The organism is Sphingobium ummariense RL-3, from assembly GCF_000447205.1.
GTDB lineage: Bacteria > Pseudomonadota > Alphaproteobacteria > Sphingomonadales > Sphingomonadaceae > Sphingobium > Sphingobium ummariense.
In genome coordinates this window covers 122,184-141,199 of sequence record NZ_AUWY01000112.1, presented here as the reverse complement: position 1 = coordinate 141,199, position 19,016 = coordinate 122,184, and the positions used below count along the sequence as shown (strand labels likewise).

Annotated in this window: 19 protein-coding genes; 6 read left to right on the top strand and 13 right to left on the bottom strand. The window is 66.4% G+C overall.

The window, feature by feature from the left end:
* The first annotated feature begins 126 nt into the window (after positions 1-126).
* Positions 127-1,089, top strand: a complete 963-nt coding sequence (locus M529_RS41315; protein WP_021319097.1) for a retroviral-like aspartic protease family protein — start codon at positions 127-129, stop codon at positions 1,087-1,089.
* On the opposite strand, the gene M529_RS41310 is transcribed toward M529_RS41315, so the two are convergent.
* The 6 genes from M529_RS41310 to M529_RS41285 form a co-directional block, all read right to left on the bottom strand.
* Positions 1,079-3,178, bottom strand: coding sequence for a transglycosylase domain-containing protein (locus M529_RS41310; protein ID WP_021319096.1), 2,100 nt, complete (start codon positions 3,176-3,178; stop codon positions 1,079-1,081). The genes M529_RS41315 and M529_RS41310 overlap by 11 nt on opposite strands.
* Positions 3,179-3,252: 74 nt before the next feature.
* The gene (gene msrB, locus M529_RS41305) at positions 3,253-3,657 is read right to left on the bottom strand and encodes a peptide-methionine (R)-S-oxide reductase MsrB (RefSeq protein ID WP_021319095.1); all 405 of its coding nucleotides are present in this window, start codon (positions 3,655-3,657) and stop codon (positions 3,253-3,255) included.
* Positions 3,658-3,696: 39 nt separating this feature from the next.
* Complete coding sequence (gene holA, locus M529_RS41300) at positions 3,697-4,722, bottom strand: DNA polymerase III subunit delta (RefSeq protein WP_021319094.1); 1,026 nt, start codon at positions 4,720-4,722, stop codon at positions 3,697-3,699.
* On the bottom strand, positions 4,709-5,212 hold the full coding sequence (lptE, locus tag M529_RS41295) for an LPS assembly lipoprotein LptE (protein ID WP_021319093.1): 504 nt from the start codon (positions 5,210-5,212) through the stop codon (positions 4,709-4,711). The genes holA and lptE overlap by 14 nt, the downstream gene beginning before the upstream one ends.
* 66 nt (positions 5,213-5,278) lie before the next feature.
* On the bottom strand, positions 5,279-7,792 hold the full coding sequence (gene leuS / locus M529_RS41290; RefSeq protein ID WP_021319092.1) for a leucine--tRNA ligase: 2,514 nt from the start codon (positions 7,790-7,792) through the stop codon (positions 5,279-5,281).
* 92 nt (positions 7,793-7,884) lie between these two features.
* Positions 7,885-8,334 carry a DUF3576 domain-containing protein gene (locus tag M529_RS41285; protein ID WP_021319091.1) on the bottom strand — a complete coding sequence of 150 codons (450 nt, stop codon included), beginning with the start codon at positions 8,332-8,334 and terminating at the stop codon, positions 7,885-7,887.
* Between the two features lie 240 nt (positions 8,335-8,574).
* On the opposite strand from M529_RS41285, the gene M529_RS41280 reads away from it, so the two are divergent.
* Both M529_RS41280 and M529_RS50610 read left to right on the top strand, forming a co-directional pair.
* A complete protein-coding gene (locus tag M529_RS41280) occupies positions 8,575-9,297 on the top strand; it encodes a hypothetical protein (protein ID WP_031295227.1) in 723 nt (240 codons plus the stop codon).
* 53 nt (positions 9,298-9,350) lie between these two features.
* Positions 9,351-9,482, top strand: a complete 132-nt coding sequence (locus M529_RS50610; RefSeq protein ID WP_021319089.1) for a hypothetical protein — start codon at positions 9,351-9,353, stop codon at positions 9,480-9,482.
* Positions 9,483-9,626: 144 nt separating this feature from the next.
* Here M529_RS50610 and M529_RS49375 read toward each other — a convergent pair whose 3' ends face one another.
* Positions 9,627-10,085, bottom strand: coding sequence for a hypothetical protein (locus M529_RS49375; RefSeq protein WP_152522637.1), 459 nt, complete (start codon positions 10,083-10,085; stop codon positions 9,627-9,629).
* A 102-nt stretch (positions 10,086-10,187) separates the two neighbouring features.
* Here M529_RS49375 and M529_RS48540 point away from each other — a divergent pair.
* Positions 10,188-10,945, top strand: a protein-coding gene (locus M529_RS48540) for an IS5 family transposase (RefSeq protein ID WP_128830903.1) whose coding sequence is annotated in 2 segments (ribosomal slippage) — positions 10,188-10,521 and positions 10,521-10,945 — 759 coding nt in all. Because the reading frame shifts where the segments join, the coding sequence is not laid out codon by codon here.
* A 455-nt stretch (positions 10,946-11,400) separates the two neighbouring features.
* On the opposite strand, the gene M529_RS41265 is transcribed toward M529_RS48540, so the two are convergent.
* Positions 11,401-11,952, bottom strand: a complete 552-nt coding sequence (locus M529_RS41265; RefSeq protein WP_021319088.1) for a thiamine phosphate synthase — start codon at positions 11,950-11,952, stop codon at positions 11,401-11,403.
* A gap of 23 nt (positions 11,953-11,975) precedes the next feature.
* Between M529_RS41265 and M529_RS41260 the strand changes: the two genes are divergently transcribed.
* On the top strand, positions 11,976-12,710 hold the full coding sequence (locus M529_RS41260; protein WP_021319087.1) for a YggS family pyridoxal phosphate-dependent enzyme: 735 nt from the start codon (positions 11,976-11,978) through the stop codon (positions 12,708-12,710).
* On the opposite strand, the gene M529_RS41255 is transcribed toward M529_RS41260, so the two are convergent.
* Positions 12,688-15,510 (bottom strand): TonB-dependent receptor, encoded by a 2,823-nt coding sequence (locus M529_RS41255; RefSeq protein ID WP_021319086.1) that lies wholly within the window; start codon positions 15,508-15,510, stop codon positions 12,688-12,690. The genes M529_RS41260 and M529_RS41255 overlap by 23 nt on opposite strands.
* A gap of 189 nt (positions 15,511-15,699) precedes the next feature.
* A complete protein-coding gene (pdeM, locus tag M529_RS41250) occupies positions 15,700-16,359 on the bottom strand; it encodes a ligase-associated DNA damage response endonuclease PdeM (RefSeq protein ID WP_021319085.1) in 660 nt (219 codons plus the stop codon).
* A gap of 64 nt (positions 16,360-16,423) precedes the next feature.
* On the opposite strand from pdeM, the gene trhO reads away from it, so the two are divergent.
* Positions 16,424-17,242: an oxygen-dependent tRNA uridine(34) hydroxylase TrhO gene (gene trhO / locus M529_RS41245; RefSeq protein WP_084491229.1), complete on the top strand. Its 819-nt coding sequence runs from the start codon at positions 16,424-16,426 to the stop codon at positions 17,240-17,242.
* Here the strand turns inward: trhO and M529_RS41240 are convergent.
* Genes M529_RS41240 through M529_RS41230 form a run of 3 tightly spaced genes read right to left on the bottom strand, consistent with a single transcriptional unit; the run spans position 17,230 to position 19,002 of the window.
* Positions 17,230-17,955, bottom strand: coding sequence for a M48 family metallopeptidase (locus tag M529_RS41240; RefSeq protein ID WP_021319083.1), 726 nt, complete (start codon positions 17,953-17,955; stop codon positions 17,230-17,232). The genes trhO and M529_RS41240 overlap by 13 nt on opposite strands.
* Positions 17,936-18,373 carry a YcgN family cysteine cluster protein gene (locus M529_RS41235; protein WP_031295223.1) on the bottom strand — a complete coding sequence of 146 codons (438 nt, stop codon included), beginning with the start codon at positions 18,371-18,373 and terminating at the stop codon, positions 17,936-17,938. Before M529_RS41235 ends, M529_RS41240 begins: the two co-directional genes overlap by 20 nt.
* Positions 18,361-19,002 carry an SCO family protein gene (locus tag M529_RS41230; RefSeq protein ID WP_021319081.1) on the bottom strand — a complete coding sequence of 214 codons (642 nt, stop codon included), beginning with the start codon at positions 19,000-19,002 and terminating at the stop codon, positions 18,361-18,363. The genes M529_RS41235 and M529_RS41230 overlap by 13 nt, the downstream gene beginning before the upstream one ends.
* Positions 19,003-19,016 lie beyond the last annotated feature (14 nt).

The window sequence follows — 19,016 nt, the reverse complement described above, 5'->3', positions numbered from 1 at the left end:
GGACGCGCCGCAAAAAGCGGAAGCCCTTCCGGCAACAGCGGCAGGCCGTGCATCGAATGCGGTGATGGACCGCCTCCCCCGTTCCGTGATATAGGGAAGCTATAACGATATTGCGAGGATGAGGCCATGAAGCGATTTCGCGCGCTCGCTGCCGCCGGGGCGGCACTGCTCTGCGCCCCGCTCGCCGCCGCCCAGGACACCGTGGCCCTCGATCCCGCCGATCCGCCCGCTCTCGTGCGTACGGGTGTATCGGTCGACGAGCGCGTGACCATTCCGATCGTGATCGACGGCAAGGGGCCTTGGAACTTCGTGATCGACACCGGTGCACAGCGCACCGTCATCTCGGACGAGCTTGCGCGGGCACTCGCGCTCCCCGCCCTCAATCAGGTGACGATCCTCAGCATGACCGACCGGGCGGAGACGCACACCGTGTCGCTTCCGCGGCTCGGCTTCGGCACTGCGCGGATCGACGATATAGAGGCGCCGGTGCTCCAAGGCCATCATCTCGGCGCACCTGGGCTGCTCGGGCTGGACAGCCTGCATGCCAAGCGCGTTCTGCTCAACTTCCGCACCGGCCGGATGGAAATCAGCGACAGCAAGCGGCGCATCGCCCGCGATCCCGACACGATCATCGTCGAGGCCCGGCGCCGGCGCGGCCAGCTGATCCTGCTCGATTCGGAAGTGAACGGGACGAAGGTCAACATCGTGCTCGACACCGGCACCAGTTTCAGCGTCGGCAATCTGGCCCTGATGCAGAAGCTGACCCGCAAGAAGCGCGCCCCCGCTCTGGTCGAGGCCAGCCTGACCAGCGTCACCGGCGGCGTGCTGACAGGGCCGGTGGGTCGGATCGACAAGGTGCGGATGGGCCGGGTGCAGATGACGCAGCTACCGGTGCTGTTCGCCGACGCGATACCCTTCGCCCAGCTCGGCCTTCAGAACAAGCCGGCCCTGCTGCTCGGCATCAACGCCCTGCGGACCTTCGACCGGGTGGCGATCGACTTCGCCCGGGGCAAGGTCGATTTCCTTCTGCCCGACAGCGGCGCGCTCGACGGCACCCGCTTCGCCGCGACGGACTTGCCTACGGGTTAGGCTGGCTGGGCCTCGGCGTGGCGGGCGGTGGCGCCTGGCGCTGCCGATCGCGGCCCAGCACGCGGTCGATCCATTGCTGGTCCAGCCGCGGCGGCACGGGCTGTTCGGGCACGTCGCCATCGGCTTGGTCGGGCTCCTCGTCCTCCCGCTGGTCGGGACGGGCGCGCTCGACCGGCAGGCCGTTCTCGTCGACCATCATGCCGCCCTCCATGCCGTTGTCGGGCTGGCCGTAATAGGCTTCCTCGTCGGGCTCCAGCTGCCATTCGGGCAGGGTCACCTGCGTTTCGAACTGTTCCACGGGCCGCTTTGCCACTGCGACCTTCATATAATCGGCGAAGGCGCGGGCGGGCGCCCGGCCGCCTTGCAGCACCGACACGGCGCGCGCATCGTCGCGGCCCATCCAGACGCCGGTGGTGATCCCGCTTGAAAATCCCAGGAACCAGCCGTCCTTGTTGCTGGTGGTGGTGCCGGTCTTGCCGGCCACCGGCCGCCCGATCTGCGCCGCCCGGCCGGTGCCGGTGCTGACGGCGGTCTGCATCAGGTCGGTCATGCCCGCCGCGACCCAGGGCGCGACCAGCACGCGGCTGGTGTCGTCCTGATGCTCGTAGAGCGTCCGTCCGTCCGCCGTCGTCACCTTGGTGATGCCATAGGGCGTCACCGCGATCCCCTTGCGCGCAATCGAGGCGAAGGCGCGCGTCATGTCGATCAGTCGGACGTCCGACGTGCCGAGCACCATCGAGGGATGGGTGTTGATCGGCGTGCTGATGCCGAAGCGGCGCGCCATGTCCGCGACCGTTGGGAAACCGACCTCCACGCCCAGCTTGGCCGCCACGGTGTTGACCGAATAGGCAAAGGCGGTGCGGATATCGATGTCGCCGGAGAATCGCCCGGAACTGTTGCGCGGCGACCAGCCGTTGATTGTCACCGGCTCGTCGGTGACGCCGGTGTCCGGCGTATAGCCCGCTTCCAGCGCCGCCATATAGACGAAGATCTTCCAAGCCGATCCCGGCTGGCGCGTGGCGGTGGTGGCGCGGTTGTAGTTCGACGTCACATAGTCGAGGCCGCCGACCATCGCCCGCACCGCACCGTCGCGGTCCAGGCTGACAAGCGCGCCCTGCGTGCCCGAGGGGACATTGGCCTGGATCGCCGCCGTCGCCGCGCGCTGCATGCCAAGGTCGATGGTGGTGTAGACCTCCAGCGGCTCGTTGGGCTCGTCGACCAGCACGTCCAGCTGGGGCAGCGCCCAGTCGGTGAAGTAACGCACGCTGTTCTGGGGCGGCTCGGGCGCCATCTTCACGCCCGCCAGGTTGGCGTTCGCATGCTCGGCGGCGCTGATCACGCCATTTTCCTGCATCAGGTCCAGCACGACCCCTGCGCGGCCGATCGCCGCCTCCGCATCCGCAGTGGGCGAATAGCTCGACGGCGCCTTGACCAGACCGGCGATGATCGCCGCTTCCGGCAGGTCGAGCGTCGTCGCCGGATGGCCGAAGAATTTGCGGCTGGCCGCGTCGATGCCATAGGCGCCGCCGCCAAAATAAACCTTGTTGAGGTACAGTTCCAGGATCTGCCGCTTGGAGAATTTCCTCTCCAGCGCCAGCGCCAGGATCATCTCCCGCACCTTGCGGCCCCAGCTGTAGCTGTTGTTGAGGAAGATGTTGCGCGTCACCTGCTGGGTGATGGTGGAGGCACCCTGCAACCGGCGACCGCTGCCCCGCCGCTCGATCGCCACCCACGCGGCGCGCGCCATGCCGATCGGATCGACACCGGGATGGTGATAGAAGCGCTTGTCCTCGGTCGATATCATGGCGTCTACCATGACCTGCGGGATCTGGTCGTAACTCAGCCACCGCCCGAAACTCGGCCCCAGCGAGACGATGACGGAGCCATCGGCGGCGTGGACGCGGATCATCTGTCCGTTGGGGGAGGATTTGAGCGCGCTGTAATCGGGCAGCGACTGCATCGCGATGACGACCGCGATCACGATCGCCACGAGCCCGCCGACCGCCGCCATCAGGCCGAATTTCAGCCCGCGCACCAGCCACAGCTTTGCCCTGCCCGGCGCTTCCTTGCTCTTGCCCGATCGTGCCATGATGTTTCGCCGCCCCGGATACCCGCATGCAGGCCGGGCTACAAGCGCAACGCGGCTTTATCGGGGATGAACGATTATTCGGCGGCTTCGCCGGGCTTGAAGTCCAGCGACGCGCTGTTCATGCAATAGCGCAGGCCGGTGACGCCCGGCCCGTCGGGAAACACATGGCCCAGATGCCCGCCGCATCGGGCACAGCGCACCTCGGTGCGGACCATGCCGTGACTCGTGTCCCGCAATTCCTCAACGGCGTCGCCGTCGACCGGCGCGGTGAAGCTCGGCCAGCCGGAGCCGCTGTCATATTTCTCGTCCGATTCGAACAATTCCGCGCCGCATCCCGCGCAGAGATACAGGCCCTCGGCCTTGTTCGCATTATACTTGCCAGTGAACGCCCGTTCGGTCCCGCCTTCGCGCAGGATATGATATTGTTCCGGCGACAGGCGTGCGCGCCATTCGGCGTCGGTCAGATTGAGCTTTTCCATGGCCGCAATATGGTCTTCCGCGCGGCCGCGATCAAGCGCTCAGCGCTCGCGCGACGCCTGTCTTGCGATGGTCAGCAGTTCGTGCCGGACCATCAGGTCGCCCAGCCCCCGGCCGGAGCGGCTGGCCCGCTCCGCCTGCGCCAGCCGGTGGATCACCCGCGCGATCCCGGCGGCGTCCCACAGCCGCACCTGCCGGCTGACCAGGCCCTTCTCTTTCCAGAACACCGCCTTGCCCGCCGCTTCGACCGCCGCCTCCAGCCGTCCGTCCCGGTCGAAGTCCGCGCGGATCCCGGCGATCAGCATCGCCCGCGTCAGCAACGGCCGGATGACCGAAGCCATGGCCGTGCCGACCTCCGCCAGCCGCCCCAGTTCGCGATGCATGGCCTTCAGGTCTCCGCCCAACACCGCATTGACCAGCGGCACGGCGTCGGTCTCGGGATTCTCGGCGGACAGGGCATCCAGCGCCTCGGCCGTGGCCTCGCGCGGCTGTTCCGGCGCAGCGTCCAGATAGAGGACCAGCTTCTCGATCTCGCCAGCCATCAGCGCGCGATCCCCGCCGCTGATGGCGACGATCCGCCGCGCGAGATCGGGCGACAGCCTCAGCCCCCCGTCCCGCGCGATCGCGACGGCGATCTGCTCGGCTTCGCGCGCATCGGGCTGATAGGAGATGAAGGCCTGCGCCGCCTTATGGTCGAGCGCCAGCTTCAGCAGCTTCGACGCGGGCTTGAGTGCCCCCGCGACCGCGATCACGGGATTGCCCGCCGCTTCCGCCTCCAGCAGCGCCGTCAGCGCCGGCACAGATTCCTCGCCCATGCCGTTGACCCGGATCCAGCGCCGGTCGCCGAACATGGAAAAGGCCGCCGCTTCGTCCGACAACCGCGCGGGGTCTTCGCGCAGGGTTGCTCCGTCCAGGTCGATGCGCTCGGCCTGCGGGCCCATCGCCCGTTCCAGCCGCTTTGCCAGCGCGAGACTGCCCGCCTCGTCGGGCCCATAGAGCAGGAAGAAACGGACATCGGCCGGCGGCGCGTCCAGCGCCCTTTCGATCTGGCCCCTATTGGCCTTCACGGCCCGTATCCCGCGCCGCGTACAGCGACAGCCGCGCGACGATCTGGTCCGCCACCGTCTGCGACAGCCGCTCCAGGGCCGTGTCCTCCGCCGCGATGGTCGCATATTCGCTCGACGTCACGTCGATGCCTGCGTCCGATCCCGCCGTGTCGTCCAGCACCTGCGCTCCGGTCGCCGCATCGATCAGCTGGTAGCGCGCGCGCAGCGTTCTTCGCTCGCGCGTGATCGCCGCGTCGGCGCGCAGGCCGAAACCTCTGATCTGGTCGTCCAGCTTGACCACCAGCTTATAGGCCGGCCCGGTCCCGCGCATCGGCGCCAGCCGGTCGTTCAGCGCATTGCGCATAAGCCAGCCGGCCTTGCCCTCGATCGCCTGCACCTCGACATTGCCCAGCGACCGCGCCACCGCGCCCTGGCTGCCACCGCTATAGACCGGACGCAGCCCGCAGGCGGTGAGGAGACAGAGGGCAAGCAGGGGCAAAGCACGGTTCATGAGCCAGTCCTATATCCGTTCGGGCTGAGCTTGTCGAAGCCCCGCACTGCGCAAACGGATGTTGCGTCAAACCACCAGATTGACCAGCCGGTCGGGCACCACGATCACCTTCTTGGGCACCGCTCCGTCCAGCGTCCGCACGACATTGGGCGCGGCCAGCGCCAGCCTCTCCAGCTCCTCCTTCGCCGTCCCCTTGGGCACGGTGATGGTGTCACGCAGCTTGCCCATGACCTGGCAGGCGATGGTGACCTCATCCTCGACCAGCAGCGCCGGGTCGACCGCCGGCCAGGCGGCGTCGGCGATCAGGCCCTGTTCGCCCATATCGGCCCAGGCTTCCTCGGCCAGATGCGGCGTCATCGGCGCGACCAGCAGCGCCAGCGTACGGATCGCGCCGGTGCGCGACGCGGACGGCTTCGCCTTCTCCACCGCATTGGTCAGCTCGTATATCTTGGCGACCGCCTTGTTGAAGCTCAGCGCCTCGATATCCTTCGCCACGCCATCGATGGTCTGGTGCAGCTTGCGGTCGAGCGCCCTATCCTGCCCTTCCGCGGCGCCGTCCGCTTCGCCGAACAGCCGCCACAGCCGGTTGACGAAGCGCCACGATCCCTCGATCCCCGCCTCGGTCCAGGGCAGGTCGCGCTCGGGCGGACTGTCCGACAGCATGAACCATCGCACCGCGTCCGCGCCATATTGGGCGATGATGTCATCGGGATCGACGACATTCTTCTTGGACTTGGACATCTTTTCGACGCGGCCCACCGTTACCGGCGCGCCGCTCTCGATATGGACATAATCGTCGCCGGTCTTCTTGACCTCGCCCGGCGACAGCCAGCTGCCATCGCCCGCCTTGTAGGTCTCGTGCGTCACCATGCCCTGGGTGAACAGGCCGGTGAACGGCTCGGCGAAACCCAGCTGCCCCATATGCTGCAACGCGCGGGTCCAGAAACGGGCGTAGAGCAGGTGCAGGATCGCATGTTCCACGCCGCCGATATACTGGCCGACGGGCAGCCATTTCTCCACCGTCTCGCGGTCGAACGGCCGGTCCTGCGGCTGGCTGGCGAAGCGGATGAAGTACCAGCTCGAATCGGCGAAGGTGTCCAGCGTGTCGGTCTCGCGCCGCGCCGCTTTGCCGCATCGCGGGCAATCGACATGCTTCCAGGTCGGATGCCGGTCCAGCGGATTGCCGGGAATGTCGAAGGTCACATCCTCGGGCAGCAGCACGGGCAGCTGGTCCTTGGGGACGCCCACGGGGCCGCAATCGTCGCAATGGATGACCGGGATCGGGGTGCCCCAATAACGCTGGCGCGACACGCCCCAGTCGCGCAGGCGGAACACGGTGGTGCCCTGGCCCCAGCCCTCCGCCTCGGCGCGGCGGATCACCTCGGCCTTGGCGTCTTCCACCGCCATGCCGTCCAGGAATCGGCTGTTCACCAGCCGGCCCGGCCCAACATAGGCCTCGTCATGAATCGGCGCCTGCGCGTCGCCTTCGGCGGCGACCACGCGTTCGACCGGCAGCATATATTTGCGCGCGAAATCCAGGTCGCGCTGGTCGTGCGCCGGCACGCCCATCACCGCGCCGGTGCCATAGTCCATCAGCACGAAGTTCGCGATGAAGACGGGCAGCTGCCATTCCGGGTCGAACGGATGGACCATCGACAGGCCGGTGTCGAAGCCTAGCTTCTCCGCCGTCTCCAGCTCGGCCGCGGTGGTGCCGCCTTCCTTGCACTTTTCGATGAAGGCCGCGGCTGCTGGATTATCCTTCGCAATCCGCTGCGCCACCGGATGGTCCGCCGCGATCGCCACGAAGCTCGCGCCGAAGATGGTGTCGGGCCGGGTCGAATAGACCTCGATCTCCTGGTCGAAGGGCGCGACGGGGGCGAAGCGGAACTGCAGGCCGACCGACCGGCCGATCCAGTTCTCCTGCATCAGCCGCACCTTCTCGGGCCACTGGTCGAGCGTCTTCAGCCCTTCCAGCAGGTCGTCGGCGAACTGGGTGATCTTCAGGAACCACTGGCTGAGCTTGCGCTTCTCGACCGGCGCGCCCGACCGCCAGCCCTTGCCGTCGATCACCTGCTCGTTGGCCAGCACGGTCATGTCGACCGGGTCCCAGTTGACCGCGCTCTCCTTGCGATAGACCAGGCCCGCTTCCAGCATGTCGAGGAACAGCGCCTGCTCCTGCCCGTAATAATCGGGCTCGCACGTCGCCAGCTCGCGGCTCCAGTCCAGCGCGAATCCCAGCTTCTTCAGCTGCGCCTTCATGTTGGCGATATTCTCGCGGGTCCAGCTTCCCGGATGGACCTTCTTCTCCATCGCGGCATTCTCGGCCGGCATGCCGAAGGCGTCCCAGCCCATCGGGTGCAGCACCTCATGCCCGGTCATCCGGCGGAACCGCGCCAGCACGTCGCCCATCGAATAGTTGCGGACATGGCCGATATGGATGCGCCCCGAGGGGTAAGGGAACATCTCCAGCACATAGGATCGCGGCTTGTCGCTGACGTCGGACGCCCGGAACGTCTGCTTCTCGTCCCAGGCGGCCTGCCAGCGGGCATCGGCCTCGAACGGGTTGAAGCGCCTTTGCATAGTCTTTCCTGCCAAATGCGTTCGGGCTGAGCTTTCGAAAAGCCCAGCCCTTCATTGAGACTCGAAAACGAAGAAAACGAAGAAGCGGGAGCTTATCCGGAAATCGCCATGCGGCGCAGGTCGCGGGCCTTGGTAAGGATGATTTCCTCCAGCTTCTGCACGGTCGCGGCCTGCACCGGGGCGTCGACCCACTGGCCGCCCTGGCTCACCTGCCGGCTCGCCGCGACGCGCAGCGCGTCGGCGCGCAGGTCCTGATCCAGGATCGACACGGTCAGCTTCATCCGCTCATTGGGGCTGTTCGGATTGGCGTACCAGTCGGTGACGATCACGCCACCGTTCGAATCCGTCTGCACCAGCGGCATGAAGCCGATGGTGTCGAGCGTCGCCCGCCACAAATAGCTGTTGACGCCGATCGTCGTGACCTTCGACGCGGCGAGATCCGCCTTGGGCCGGTCCTTCGATCCGCCCCCGCAAGCGGCGAGCGGCAGGATCGCGGCCAGCAGCAGACCGGCGGAAAGGGGAGCGGAAACACGGCGGGCCATCAGGCTTGTCCTGTCAGAACGGAGAAAAACGCCCCGCTTCTATAGTCGACGCGCATCATTGGGCAAGGGGGAGCGGCCGGGATAGGGGCAGGTGACGCGCCCCTTCGGCATCCAGCGTGAGCGGAGTCTGTGTGCTCTGTGCAACAGCTCAGACAAAAAGGGATTCCCCGCCCTAGCCAATGGTGCCTTTTCCCGGCTAATGCGTCTTGTAAATCAGTCGGCGGGGACGAGATTCGCACCATGCGCGTGAATAGGGGACATTTGGCATTGGCGGGAGCGGCTGCGGCTGTGGCCGGCTTCATGCTGTCTCCGGCGATCGGTGCCGGCGCCAACCTCGCGCAGCTTCGGTCCCAGGTCCCGGTCTCGCTCGGCGCGCTCGGCAGCATCTCCTCCTTCACGCCCAGCATCAAGGATCCGCGCCTTGCGGCCGCCTATGCGAAGGTCGCGGCCTCGGCGGGGGGGGAACGGTTCCGCTTTACCCCGACCAGCGGGTCGGTCAGCGGCCAGCGGTCGATCACCGTGATGGTGCGCGCCGACGATGCCCGGGTGGCGATCAACCGCACCATCGACCCGGTCGACATCAAGCCGATGGCCTTCACGCTGAACAGCGCCCACAACTGGCGCAAGTTCGCCCTGCCCGAATCGGTCGGCCGCAAGGCGCTCGATCCCGTGCCGGTCGAAACCATGGTGGACGCCAAGAATTTCTCGCTGGATGACGGGAAGAAAGATCGTTTCAGCACCAAGGTGCTGCTCGAAAGCCGGCGCGAACCGGCGGCGACCGTCCGCAATCCCAGCGGCGAGAAGGATTATTCGCTGGATCTTGCCAGCTCCTATTCGCTGACCCGCAATCTCAACGTCACCGCCGGCGTGCGCCTGAACAACAACGCCGCCCGCCTGACGCCGATGACCGACGACCGCCAGGACAGCCAGGCCGTCTATCTGGGCACCATCTTCAAATTCTGATCGCTTGACCGCTTCGCCCTGACGGCGGAACGGCCCCGGCAAGGGAGCGACGCATGAATGATCCCCGCACATGGTTCGGCCCGAAACGGATCGGCTTCGGCTGGTGTCCCCGGACATGGGAGGGATGGGCCGTGATCGCGCTTTTCGTCATCGCGGTGCTCCCGATAAAGCAGATCCTTGGCTGACGACCTGTCTGTTATGGTGAGCACTGTGCTCCTGCCACAGTAGGAGCGTATACAGACCGGACAAATGCCAAGGACGCTCAACGGCGGGAACTTGGGTGGGAAGGGGACTGGCAGGTTTCGGGACGAATATGAGGAAAGCCGCCGTCAATTTGGAGGCAAGTTCTCAGCGCTGACACTGATGTTCCGTGCAGCGATAACCCAAAATGTGAGCGAAAAGACCAAAGCCAGTGTCACGACCAGTAAACCACTAACACCAACCGAATGTATAAGCACCACAGCAGCCCTTCGAACTGGAAGAAAGACTGATCGCAGCAACCTGCCAATGAAAGGCACCAATGTCAGGCCCCTTAGCCACTGGTCAAAGGTGAAGAGCAGCGCAATTCCACCAGCAATCAGCGTGGCAAGTCGCGGCGTACCATGCCACGCTCTAATCCCATCAGGCAAACAGCTTAGTGCGATCAACGTGGCTAGCAGCATAGTGAGAACGGCCAATGGTCCTGCTATGATGATGACGCCAAGTGCAAAGCTCGCCCCCCAGAAGTTACCAAACGCAAAAAGAAAAGGAAGCGCCGCGAAATACATTAAAACGACAAATATGAACACCCAAGGATGCGCGCCAACTAATTGTGATCGTTTCCAAGTTAGGCTCAGGACCCATTGATTGGCTGAGAGCGATGTGATTCAGGCTCCGCGAGGAGACTGAGCATGAGCGACCTGTATTGGCTGACGGACGAGCAGATGGCGCGTTTGTCGCCGTATTTTCCCAAGAGTCACGGCAAGCCTCGGGTTGATGACCGGCGGGTGCTGAGCGGGATCATCTTCGTCAATCGCAACGGGCTGCGCTGGCGAGACGCGCCCAGGGAATACGGTCCGCACAAGACGCTCTACAACCGATGGAAACGGTGGGGCGAGATGGGCGTGTTTGGCCGGATGATGGAGGGTCTGTCCGCCCAGAAAGCCGAACCGCAGACCCTCATGATCGATGCGACCTATCTCAAGGCCCACCGCACGGCTTCCAGCCTTGGGGTAAAAAAGGGGATCTCGGCCGCCTGATCGGACGGACCAAGGGCGGCATGAACACCAAGCTTCACGCCGTCACCGATGCCAACGGCCGCCCCTTGAGCTTCTTCATCACGGCCGGCCAGATCAGCGATTACACCGGCGCGGCAGCCCTGCTCGATGATCTGCCCAAGGCGCAGTGGATGCTGGCTGACCGGGGCTATGACGCCGAATGGTTCAGGGACGCGCTCGAGCAAAAGGGCATCACGCCCTGCATCCCGGGCCGGAAATCCCGTTCCTTTCCAGTGAAATACGACAAGCGCCGATACAAACGCCGCAGCCGCATCGAGATCATGTTCGGCCGCCTGAAAGACTGGCGCCGTGTGGCAACCCGCTACGACCGCTGCCCAACCGTCTTCTTCTCCGCCATCGCTCTCGCAGCTACCGTGCTCTTCTGGCTGTGATCAACGAGTCCTGAGCCTAGGAACGCGAGATAGCCGCCGACGCCCATCACGACAGGAAACCGCAAATAGATGCCCAAAACTAGAGCCATCGCTCCACAGGCGCCTCCTACTTTCTCACATCCGGTCGCGCGAACCAGAGGTGGGAGAACAAAGGGAAATGCGAGGACAAAAAGCAGCAGCATGACGACTGCTAAAAGCCAGCGGAATGTAAATCGGCGTGCCGTCATATAGCCCCCGAGGCTCATGCATCGAGGCTTCCGTTTATGTGCGACTAATTAACAATTTGCCATGCCGATACCTTAAGGCAATGCATCCTATTAAGTCTGCTAACGGGAAACGGCAGGCGCAAGCCCAAGCGCAAAAAATGGTCGTTTGCCGACCATCCAGATTTCTACCAGTCTCCGGGCCGACGTTCCAACTGAGTGCGGCCCTTCACAGCAGAACCACTTCAAAGCCTAACCCGTCAGCCCGTCGATCGCCGCCCATCCCGCTGCGCCTATTGTCGGCAGCAACCGGCGATGGCTGGCCCGCACACCGCCCAGCGCCATGACGGGAACGTCGATGCCCCTCGCCAACGCTGAAAACCGCACACGACCCAAGGCCCGGCCCCCGGGATGGGAGCGGGTCGGAAACAACGGCGACAGGAAAACCACATCGGCCCTCGCCCGCCGCGCCGCCACAACCTCGCGGGCATCATGCACCGCCATGCCGTGAAGCCACTTGCCCCCTTGGTGCCGCCCCGGCCCATGCCAGCCATCCGCCCCCCAAACCATCGCCCGCCGCGCCGATCCCGCCAGCAGCAGCACCAGCCGCCGTCGCCGCGCGATCGCCCGGAACCGCAGGAACAGGGCGCGCCGCTCGGCCGCCGCCGTCCGGTAATGGCGGAACACGATGCCCCCCCGCCCCTTCGGCAGCCTGGCCGCAGCCGCCAGCAGCGCCGCCGCGTCCACCCGCTCGTCGGTCATCAGCCAGGTCGTCGGCACGGATTTGCGGTGGCGGCGGGTCATGCCGCTGGCCTATAGCAGCCCGCATGACGACCGACAGCATCGAAGCCGCAGAACGCCTCTCCGCCGTGCGCGACGCCATGGACCGCGCCGCCCGCCTCACTGGCCGCACCGCGGACGACGTCACCCTCATCGCCATATCCAAGACCCAGGACGCCAACGCGATCCGCCCGCTGATCGCAGCCGGCCAGCGCGTCTATGGCGAGAATCGCGTGCAGGAGGCGCAGGCCAAATGGCCCGCCCTGCGCGAGGAGCATGCCGACATCGCCCTGCATCTCGTCGGCCAGCTTCAGTCGAACAAGGCGGAGGACGCCGTCGCCCTGTTCGACGTCATCCACTCGCTCGACCGCCCCTCGCTGCTTGCCGCGCTGGCGAAGGCGATGGACAAGGCGGGCCGCCGCATCCCCTGCTATGTCCAGGTCAATATCGGCGGCGAGGCGCAGAAGGGCGGCTGTCCCATCGCCGAAACGCCCGCGCTGATCGCAGTCGCCCGCGCAGCGGACATCCCGCTGCTCGGCCTGATGTGCGTGCCCCCCGCCGATGTCGAGCCCGCGCCCTATTTCGCCCTGCTCGCGAAGATGGCGCGGGAGGAAGGACTCCCGCGCCTCTCCATGGGCATGTCGGGCGATTTCGAGACCGCCATCATGCTCGGCGCCACCGACATCCGCGTCGGTACCGCGCTGTTCGGCGAACGTCCCGCTCCCGCCCGCCCGGTGCCGGCGAGCGGGAGGGGAATGCTCAGAAACTCCCGCGCAGCGTGATGCCGTAGGTGCGCGGTTCCGCCAGATAGGCGGAGACGAGCTGGTTCGCCATCGGCGCGCCCTGCGCGAACTGCCCCGTGGTCGACGTCGCCGGGCTGCTCGACTGGAGCGGGCTGCTGAACGCCACCTGCGTATAGTCCTGGTTGAAGATGTTCTGGCCCCAGAACTCCACCGCCCAGCGCTGGTCCTTGCCGCGGATGCCGACGCGGGCGTTCACGATGGCATAGCCGTCCTGATATTTCTCCGGGAACAGGTCGGACCCGGTATTGTACCCGCTGGTCATGCGGCCATCGACATAGAACAGCGCGGAAAGCCCGCTCGATCCGATCTCCGGCGTCCAGGAAACGCTGGCGGTCGTCACCGATTGCGGCGCGTTGGAATTGATCGCGCCGGGCAGCAGGAACAGCGCGGGATCGAGCGGCACCCGGCCGTCGCCGCTGCCCACCAGCCGGTCGGCGAACTTCGCCCGCGCCCAGGTGAAGCCGCCCGTCACCCGGAAATTGCGGATCGGCGTGGCGGACAGCTCCAGCTCGATGCCCTGGCTGACCAGCCCCGGCGCCACATCCTCCTCCGCGCAGGTCCGCGCCGCGCTCAGCGCGCTGTCGCACCCGTTGATGTTCTGCACGACGAAGCTGGTGCCGTTGAAGGTGTTCAGCTGGAAATTCTTGAACTCCTGCCGGAACGCCGCGATATTCGCGCTCCATTTGGGCTGGCTGTATTTCAGGCCGATCTCGAAGGCATCGACCTTCTCCGCCGCGAAGCGCAGGCTGGTGACGTCGGCGTTGGTCCGCGGCGCGAACACCGCGGGAATGACGTTCAGCCCGGTCGATCCGAGCTGGAAGCGGTCGAGATTGTAACCGCCCGCCTTGTACCCCTTCGAATAGCTGCCGTAGAGCAGCAGCGCGTCGATCGGCTTCCACGACAGCACCGCCGTACCCGACAGCTCGCCGTCGCTGATCCGGTCGTTGAGGTCGAGGGCGTTGAGAGTCGTCGACGCGTTGCCCAGGCATCCCAGCGTCAGGATGCCGCCGGCCAGCGCCGCCGCGCTGCCCAGCTGCGGGTTGGTCGCGATCGGCGACAGCGCCGGCTGCAACGCCGCGCAGGTCGCGTTGTTGTTGTTGAAATCGGCGGAAAAGCGCTTGCTTTCATGCGTGTAGCGCAGCCCCAGGGTCAGATCGAGCCGGCGGGTCAGATGGATGATATTATGCGTGAACAGCGCCCAGTTCTCGCTGGTCTGATAATAGCGCGACGCCACGTCGCCGCTCCCTTCCGGGATCGCCGCGAGCGCGCGCAGGCCGTTGCCGAGCCCGGTCGAGATCGCGCCGGCCTGTGCGTTCGCGACCGCCGTCGCCTGCGCCGCGGGCATGCCCTGCGCGATCAGGCTCGCGCGGATGGCGGGCGCCAGGCCGGCATTCAGATTGGCCTGCGTGCCGGTGATCAGCGCCTGCGTCGCCAGCCCGCTGCCGCAGGCGGCAAGCTGCTGTGCGGTGAAGTTGCTGGTCGCGCCCGCGCCCGCCATCAGGCGGCAGGCCGCGAAGCGCCCATAGTCGGCGCCGAAGCGGATATTGTCCTCCAGCGTCAGCTTCTCATGGGCGTAATAGCCGCCGACGAGCCAGTCGAGCATCTCGCCGAACGCCGATCCCTGCAGCCGCAATTCCTGGGTGAAGGTGCGGAACTGCCGGAAGGTGTTGGGATCGCGGTAGAGCAGGTCCGCGCCGGAATAGTCGTAGTCGCCATAGTCGCGGGACTTGTAGTTGCGATAGGCGGTGATGCTGGTCAGCTTCGCTGCGCCCAGATCATAGTTGATCTCGCCCGACACGCCCCAGTCCTTGAGCTTGCTCACATAGTTACGGCCCTCGGTGATGGTCAGCTCGCGGTCATAGGGATCGGCCGGAAAGACGCTGCCCTGCCCGGCCAGGATCGCCGAGATGCGATTGAACGGCGCAGTTGTGTAGCCGCCCCCTGCCGCCGGCCGCCGCTCGCGCGTCTCCACATAGGACGCGCCGCAGCAGCTCTCGTCGCGATGGGTGTAATCGCCGATCAGTCGGATGGAGAGCGCGTCGCTCGGCTCGATCAGCGCCTGCCCGCGCAGGAAATAGCGGTCGCGGTCGTTCGTGTCGCCCACCTTGTTGCCGCTCGCGTCCACCAGCTTGTAGAAGCCGTCGCGCTTCGACCAGACCCCGTCCAGGCTCAGCGCGATCGACTGGCTGATCGGCCCGGTCACACGGCCCGACAGCCGCCAGAAGTCGTAATTACCGTAAGTGATCTCACCCTTGGCGCCAAAGGTGAATTCCGGCGCCTTGCTGACGATGTTGATCAGGCCCGCCGACGCATTGCGACCGAACAGCGTTCCCTGCGGCCCGCGCAGCACCTCGACCCGCTCGATCTCGCCCAGCTCGTTCAGGCCCGCGCCGGTGCGCGACCGATAGACGCCGTCGATGAACACCGCGACGGAGCTTTCCAGGCCGGGATTGTCGCCCACCGTGCCGATGCCGCGGATGCGGGCCGAACCATTGGCCTCCGTACCGGTGGACGACACCAGCAGCGACGGCGCCAGCTGGTTGAGCGTGCGAATGTCGGTCGCGCCGCTGTTCTGCATCGCCTGCGCCGTCACTGCCGACACGGCGATCGGCACGTCGGACAGCGGGCTCGCGCGGCGGGTGGCGGTAACGATGATATCGGCGCCGCTCTGCTCCTCGGCAGCCTGGGGCGCAGCTTCATCCTGCGCATAGGCCGGGGAAACGGCAGCCGCCAGCGCGTAAATACCGGCTGACAGCAGCCAAAGGCTCCTGTGTGTCATATCAGATGCTCCTCTCCTGCACCGCGTCGCTTTGCCACGTCGGTTGTCGGACCCTGACTATGATGCCACAGGGGACCAAAGGCAAGAGTCGCCAGCTTTTCTGCGGATTTCGGAATAGGAAGTGACCGATCTCTCATGCCTTGTGACATAAGGGCAACGGCTTAAATTCGGGTTTCCGTAGCGGAAACCTTACGTAAGGGGAAAGCGCAGCAGCCGATCGGAAACCGGGACCAGCGCCGCCGCGCCCGGCCCCACCGCCCGGCGGATCTCGCCATGGCCCGCATCCAGCCCGCCGGTCAGTGCCCCCAGCGCCGGCAGGATGAGCTTCGATTCGCTTCCCACGAAGCAGCGCCGCGACACATGCCGCCCGCGCAGCGTGACCCGCAGCTTGGGATGGAAGTGGCCGGAAATCTCCGGGCGGCGTTCATCGGGTTCCGCCTCGTGGCGCAGCAGAATGCCGGCGACCTCCGCCTCCGCCACCCGCCGGCCTCCCGGGGTCTCGGCCATGGCGACGTCATGATTGCCGGTGATCCACATCCAGTCCAGCGTCCCGGTCAGCGCCTCCAGCCTGTGCCGCGTCGCCCGGTCCAGTCGCGCCGCGCCATCCGCATCGTGGAAGCTGTCTCCCAGCGACCATACCGCCCTTGCCCCGGTACGCCGCACCAGCACTTCGATCATGTCCAGCGTGGCCTGGCTGTCGTGCGGCGGCAGGAACTGGCCGAAGCGCGCGAACCAGCTCGCCTTTTCGAAATGCAGGTCGGCGACCAGCAGCGCGCGCTGCGCCGGCCAGTAGAGCGCCGCTTCCGGCAGCGCCAGGAAATCATGACCCGCGAACGAAAGGGGAACCATCACCCCGCTATGCGCGCCTTGGCCGCCGCTTTCAAGAGGGCGGCGGACCCGCTATGGGCGTGCGATGGACTCCCCCATGATCATTGCCGCGCTCTACCGCTTCGCCCGTTTCGACGATCCCGATCTTATGGCCGCCTCGCTGTCCGCCTTGTGTGCCAACCTCGGCACCTGCGGCACGCTGATCCTCGCCAAAGAAGGGATCAACGGCACCGTGGCGGGCAGTGCCAAGGGCATTGATGCCCTCATCGCCCATATCCGCGCGCTGCCGGACTGCGCCGATCTGGACGTCAAATATGCGACGGCCGACAGCCCGCCCTTTGCCCGCATGAAGGTGAAGGTGAAGGCGGAGATCGTGACCCTTGGCGCTGGCGACCTCGATCCCGCAGCGCAGGCCGGCACCCATATCGACCCTGTCGAATGGAACGCCCTCCTCGCCGATCCCGACACGATCGTCATCGACACCCGCAACGCCTATGAGGTCGCCTGCGGCACCTTCGACCGGGCGCTCGATCCGGGCACGCGCTCCTTTCGCGAATTTCCCGCCTGGTTCGACGATTTCGCCGCAAGGCTGCGGGACCAGGGCCGCTCGCCGAAGATCGCGATGTTCTGCACCGGCGGCATACGGTGCGAAAAGTCGACCGCGCTGGCGAAGGCGCGCGGTTTCGACCAGGTCTATCACCTGCGCGGCGGCATCCTGCGCTATCTGGAAGAAATGCCGGTGGAGGACAGCCGCTGGCAGGGCGACTGCTATGTCTTCGACGAACGCGTGGCCGTGACCCACGGCCTCATGCCGGGCAGCCATGTCTCCTGCCCCGACTGCGGCTTGCCCTATCCCAGGGACCGCGATCATCTTTGCCCGGAAGCGACTCCTCAAGCCGTGTAGCGGTGCAATCCAGCGCCCTGCGCCCGTAGCCAGGCCCGCGCCGGCCGGGGGTCGGCTCCATAGATCCGCGCATGGGCCGCATGAAAGGCCGGGCTGTGGTCCATGTGCAGCAGGTGCGCCAGTTCGTGCGCCACCGTCGCCCGCCGGACCTCTGGCGGGCAGAGGATCAGCCGCCAGCTGTAGCGGATCGCCCCGCTCGACGCGCAGCTTCCCCAACGGCTGCGCGGATCGCCCACGCCCACCGATGCGACGCGCAGCCCGTGCCGCTCCGCCAGCTCCCGCGTCTCGGCCTCCAGCACCGCCTTAGCCCGCGCCTGCAGCCAGCGCAGCACCCGCCCGCCCACTGCCTCGGCCGGACCGCCCAGCAACAGCTGGTCCTCCTCCAGCCGGCCCTCCTCCAGCTTGATCGTCCGCGTGGCGCCCTCGATCCAGCGGATGCGCACCTCGCGCCCTTCCAGCGGAAAGACCGCGCCGTCCACCAGCCGGGTCACCGCCGGCCGCGCCGCCATCTGCGCCCGCACCCAGCCTTCATGTCCCTGTGCCCAGCCCAGCGCGCGCTTCAGGCTGGCCCGTGCCGGCATCGACAGCCGCAGCTCGCCCTTCACCCCGTCGAGCGACAGCCGATAGCCCCGCGCCCGCGCCGACCGCCGCACCCGCACCGGCAGCGCGACGCCATCAATCAGGATCGCCGCTTCAGAGCTCCCGGTCGACAAGATGATGCTCCCAGTCGCCCGCCTCCGCTTCGGCCACGGTCCATCCCCGCACGGATTCCCCCGCGCGGTGCACCGCTTCCCGGTCTCCGCAGATCAGATAATGCCATTCCGGCAGCGGCTTGCCCTCGCCCCGCAGGCGATAGGCGCAGGTGCGCGGCAGCCAGCTGATGGTCCGCACCTTCGCCGGCGTCAGCCGCACGCAGTCGGGCACGAAGGTCCGGCGCTCGCGGTAGTTGGTGCATTGCCCGCTATGCCGGTCGAGCAGGCGGCAGGCGACGTTGGTGGGATAGATGCGCCCGGTATCCTCGTCCTCGGCCTTGTGCAGGCAGCATTTGCCGCAGCCGTCGCACAGCGCTTCCCACTGTGCGCGGTCGAGCTGGTCCAGCGGCTTTTCCCAGAAGTCCGTCACTTCACCCATTTCTCGAGGAAGGCGAGCACCGCGTCGGGCGCACCCTCGTCCACCGGCGTCGCCGGATCGTCGACCGGCACCAGCGCGACCGGCTTGCCGTCAGGATCGAACAGATAGGGCGTGCGGCTGTGGCTTACCAGATAGCCGCTCGCCCCCTCGGCCTTCTCGGCATTGTAGAGCACGGCGAAATCCTTCGCGACCTTCGCGATCTCCTGCGGCGTGCCGGTCAGGCCGATCAGGCGCGGGTGGAAAGCCGCGGCATAGATCTTCACGACCGCAGGAGTGTCGCGCTCGGGATCGACGCTGATGAAGATCGGCTGCACCTTCGCGGCCAGGGCCGGCTCGGCCTTCTCGAACCGGGTGAAGGCCTGCATGATGCGTTGCAGGTCGATCGGGCAGACGTCGGGGCAATAGGTATAGCCGAAATAGACGATCCGGTACTTGCCCCGGAAATCGTCCCATTTCACCCTTTTCCCATCCTGGTCGGTCAGGGTGAAGGGCGCGCCGATCCGCGCGCCTGCCAGCTCGCCCTGCTCACTTGATGCATTGCCGCCACCTCCCATATTGCAGGCGGCGAGCAGCGCCAGGACGGGCAGGGCGACAAGGGTCAGAGCTTTGTTCATGGCACCGCCAGCCATGCCCTGCTATGGGC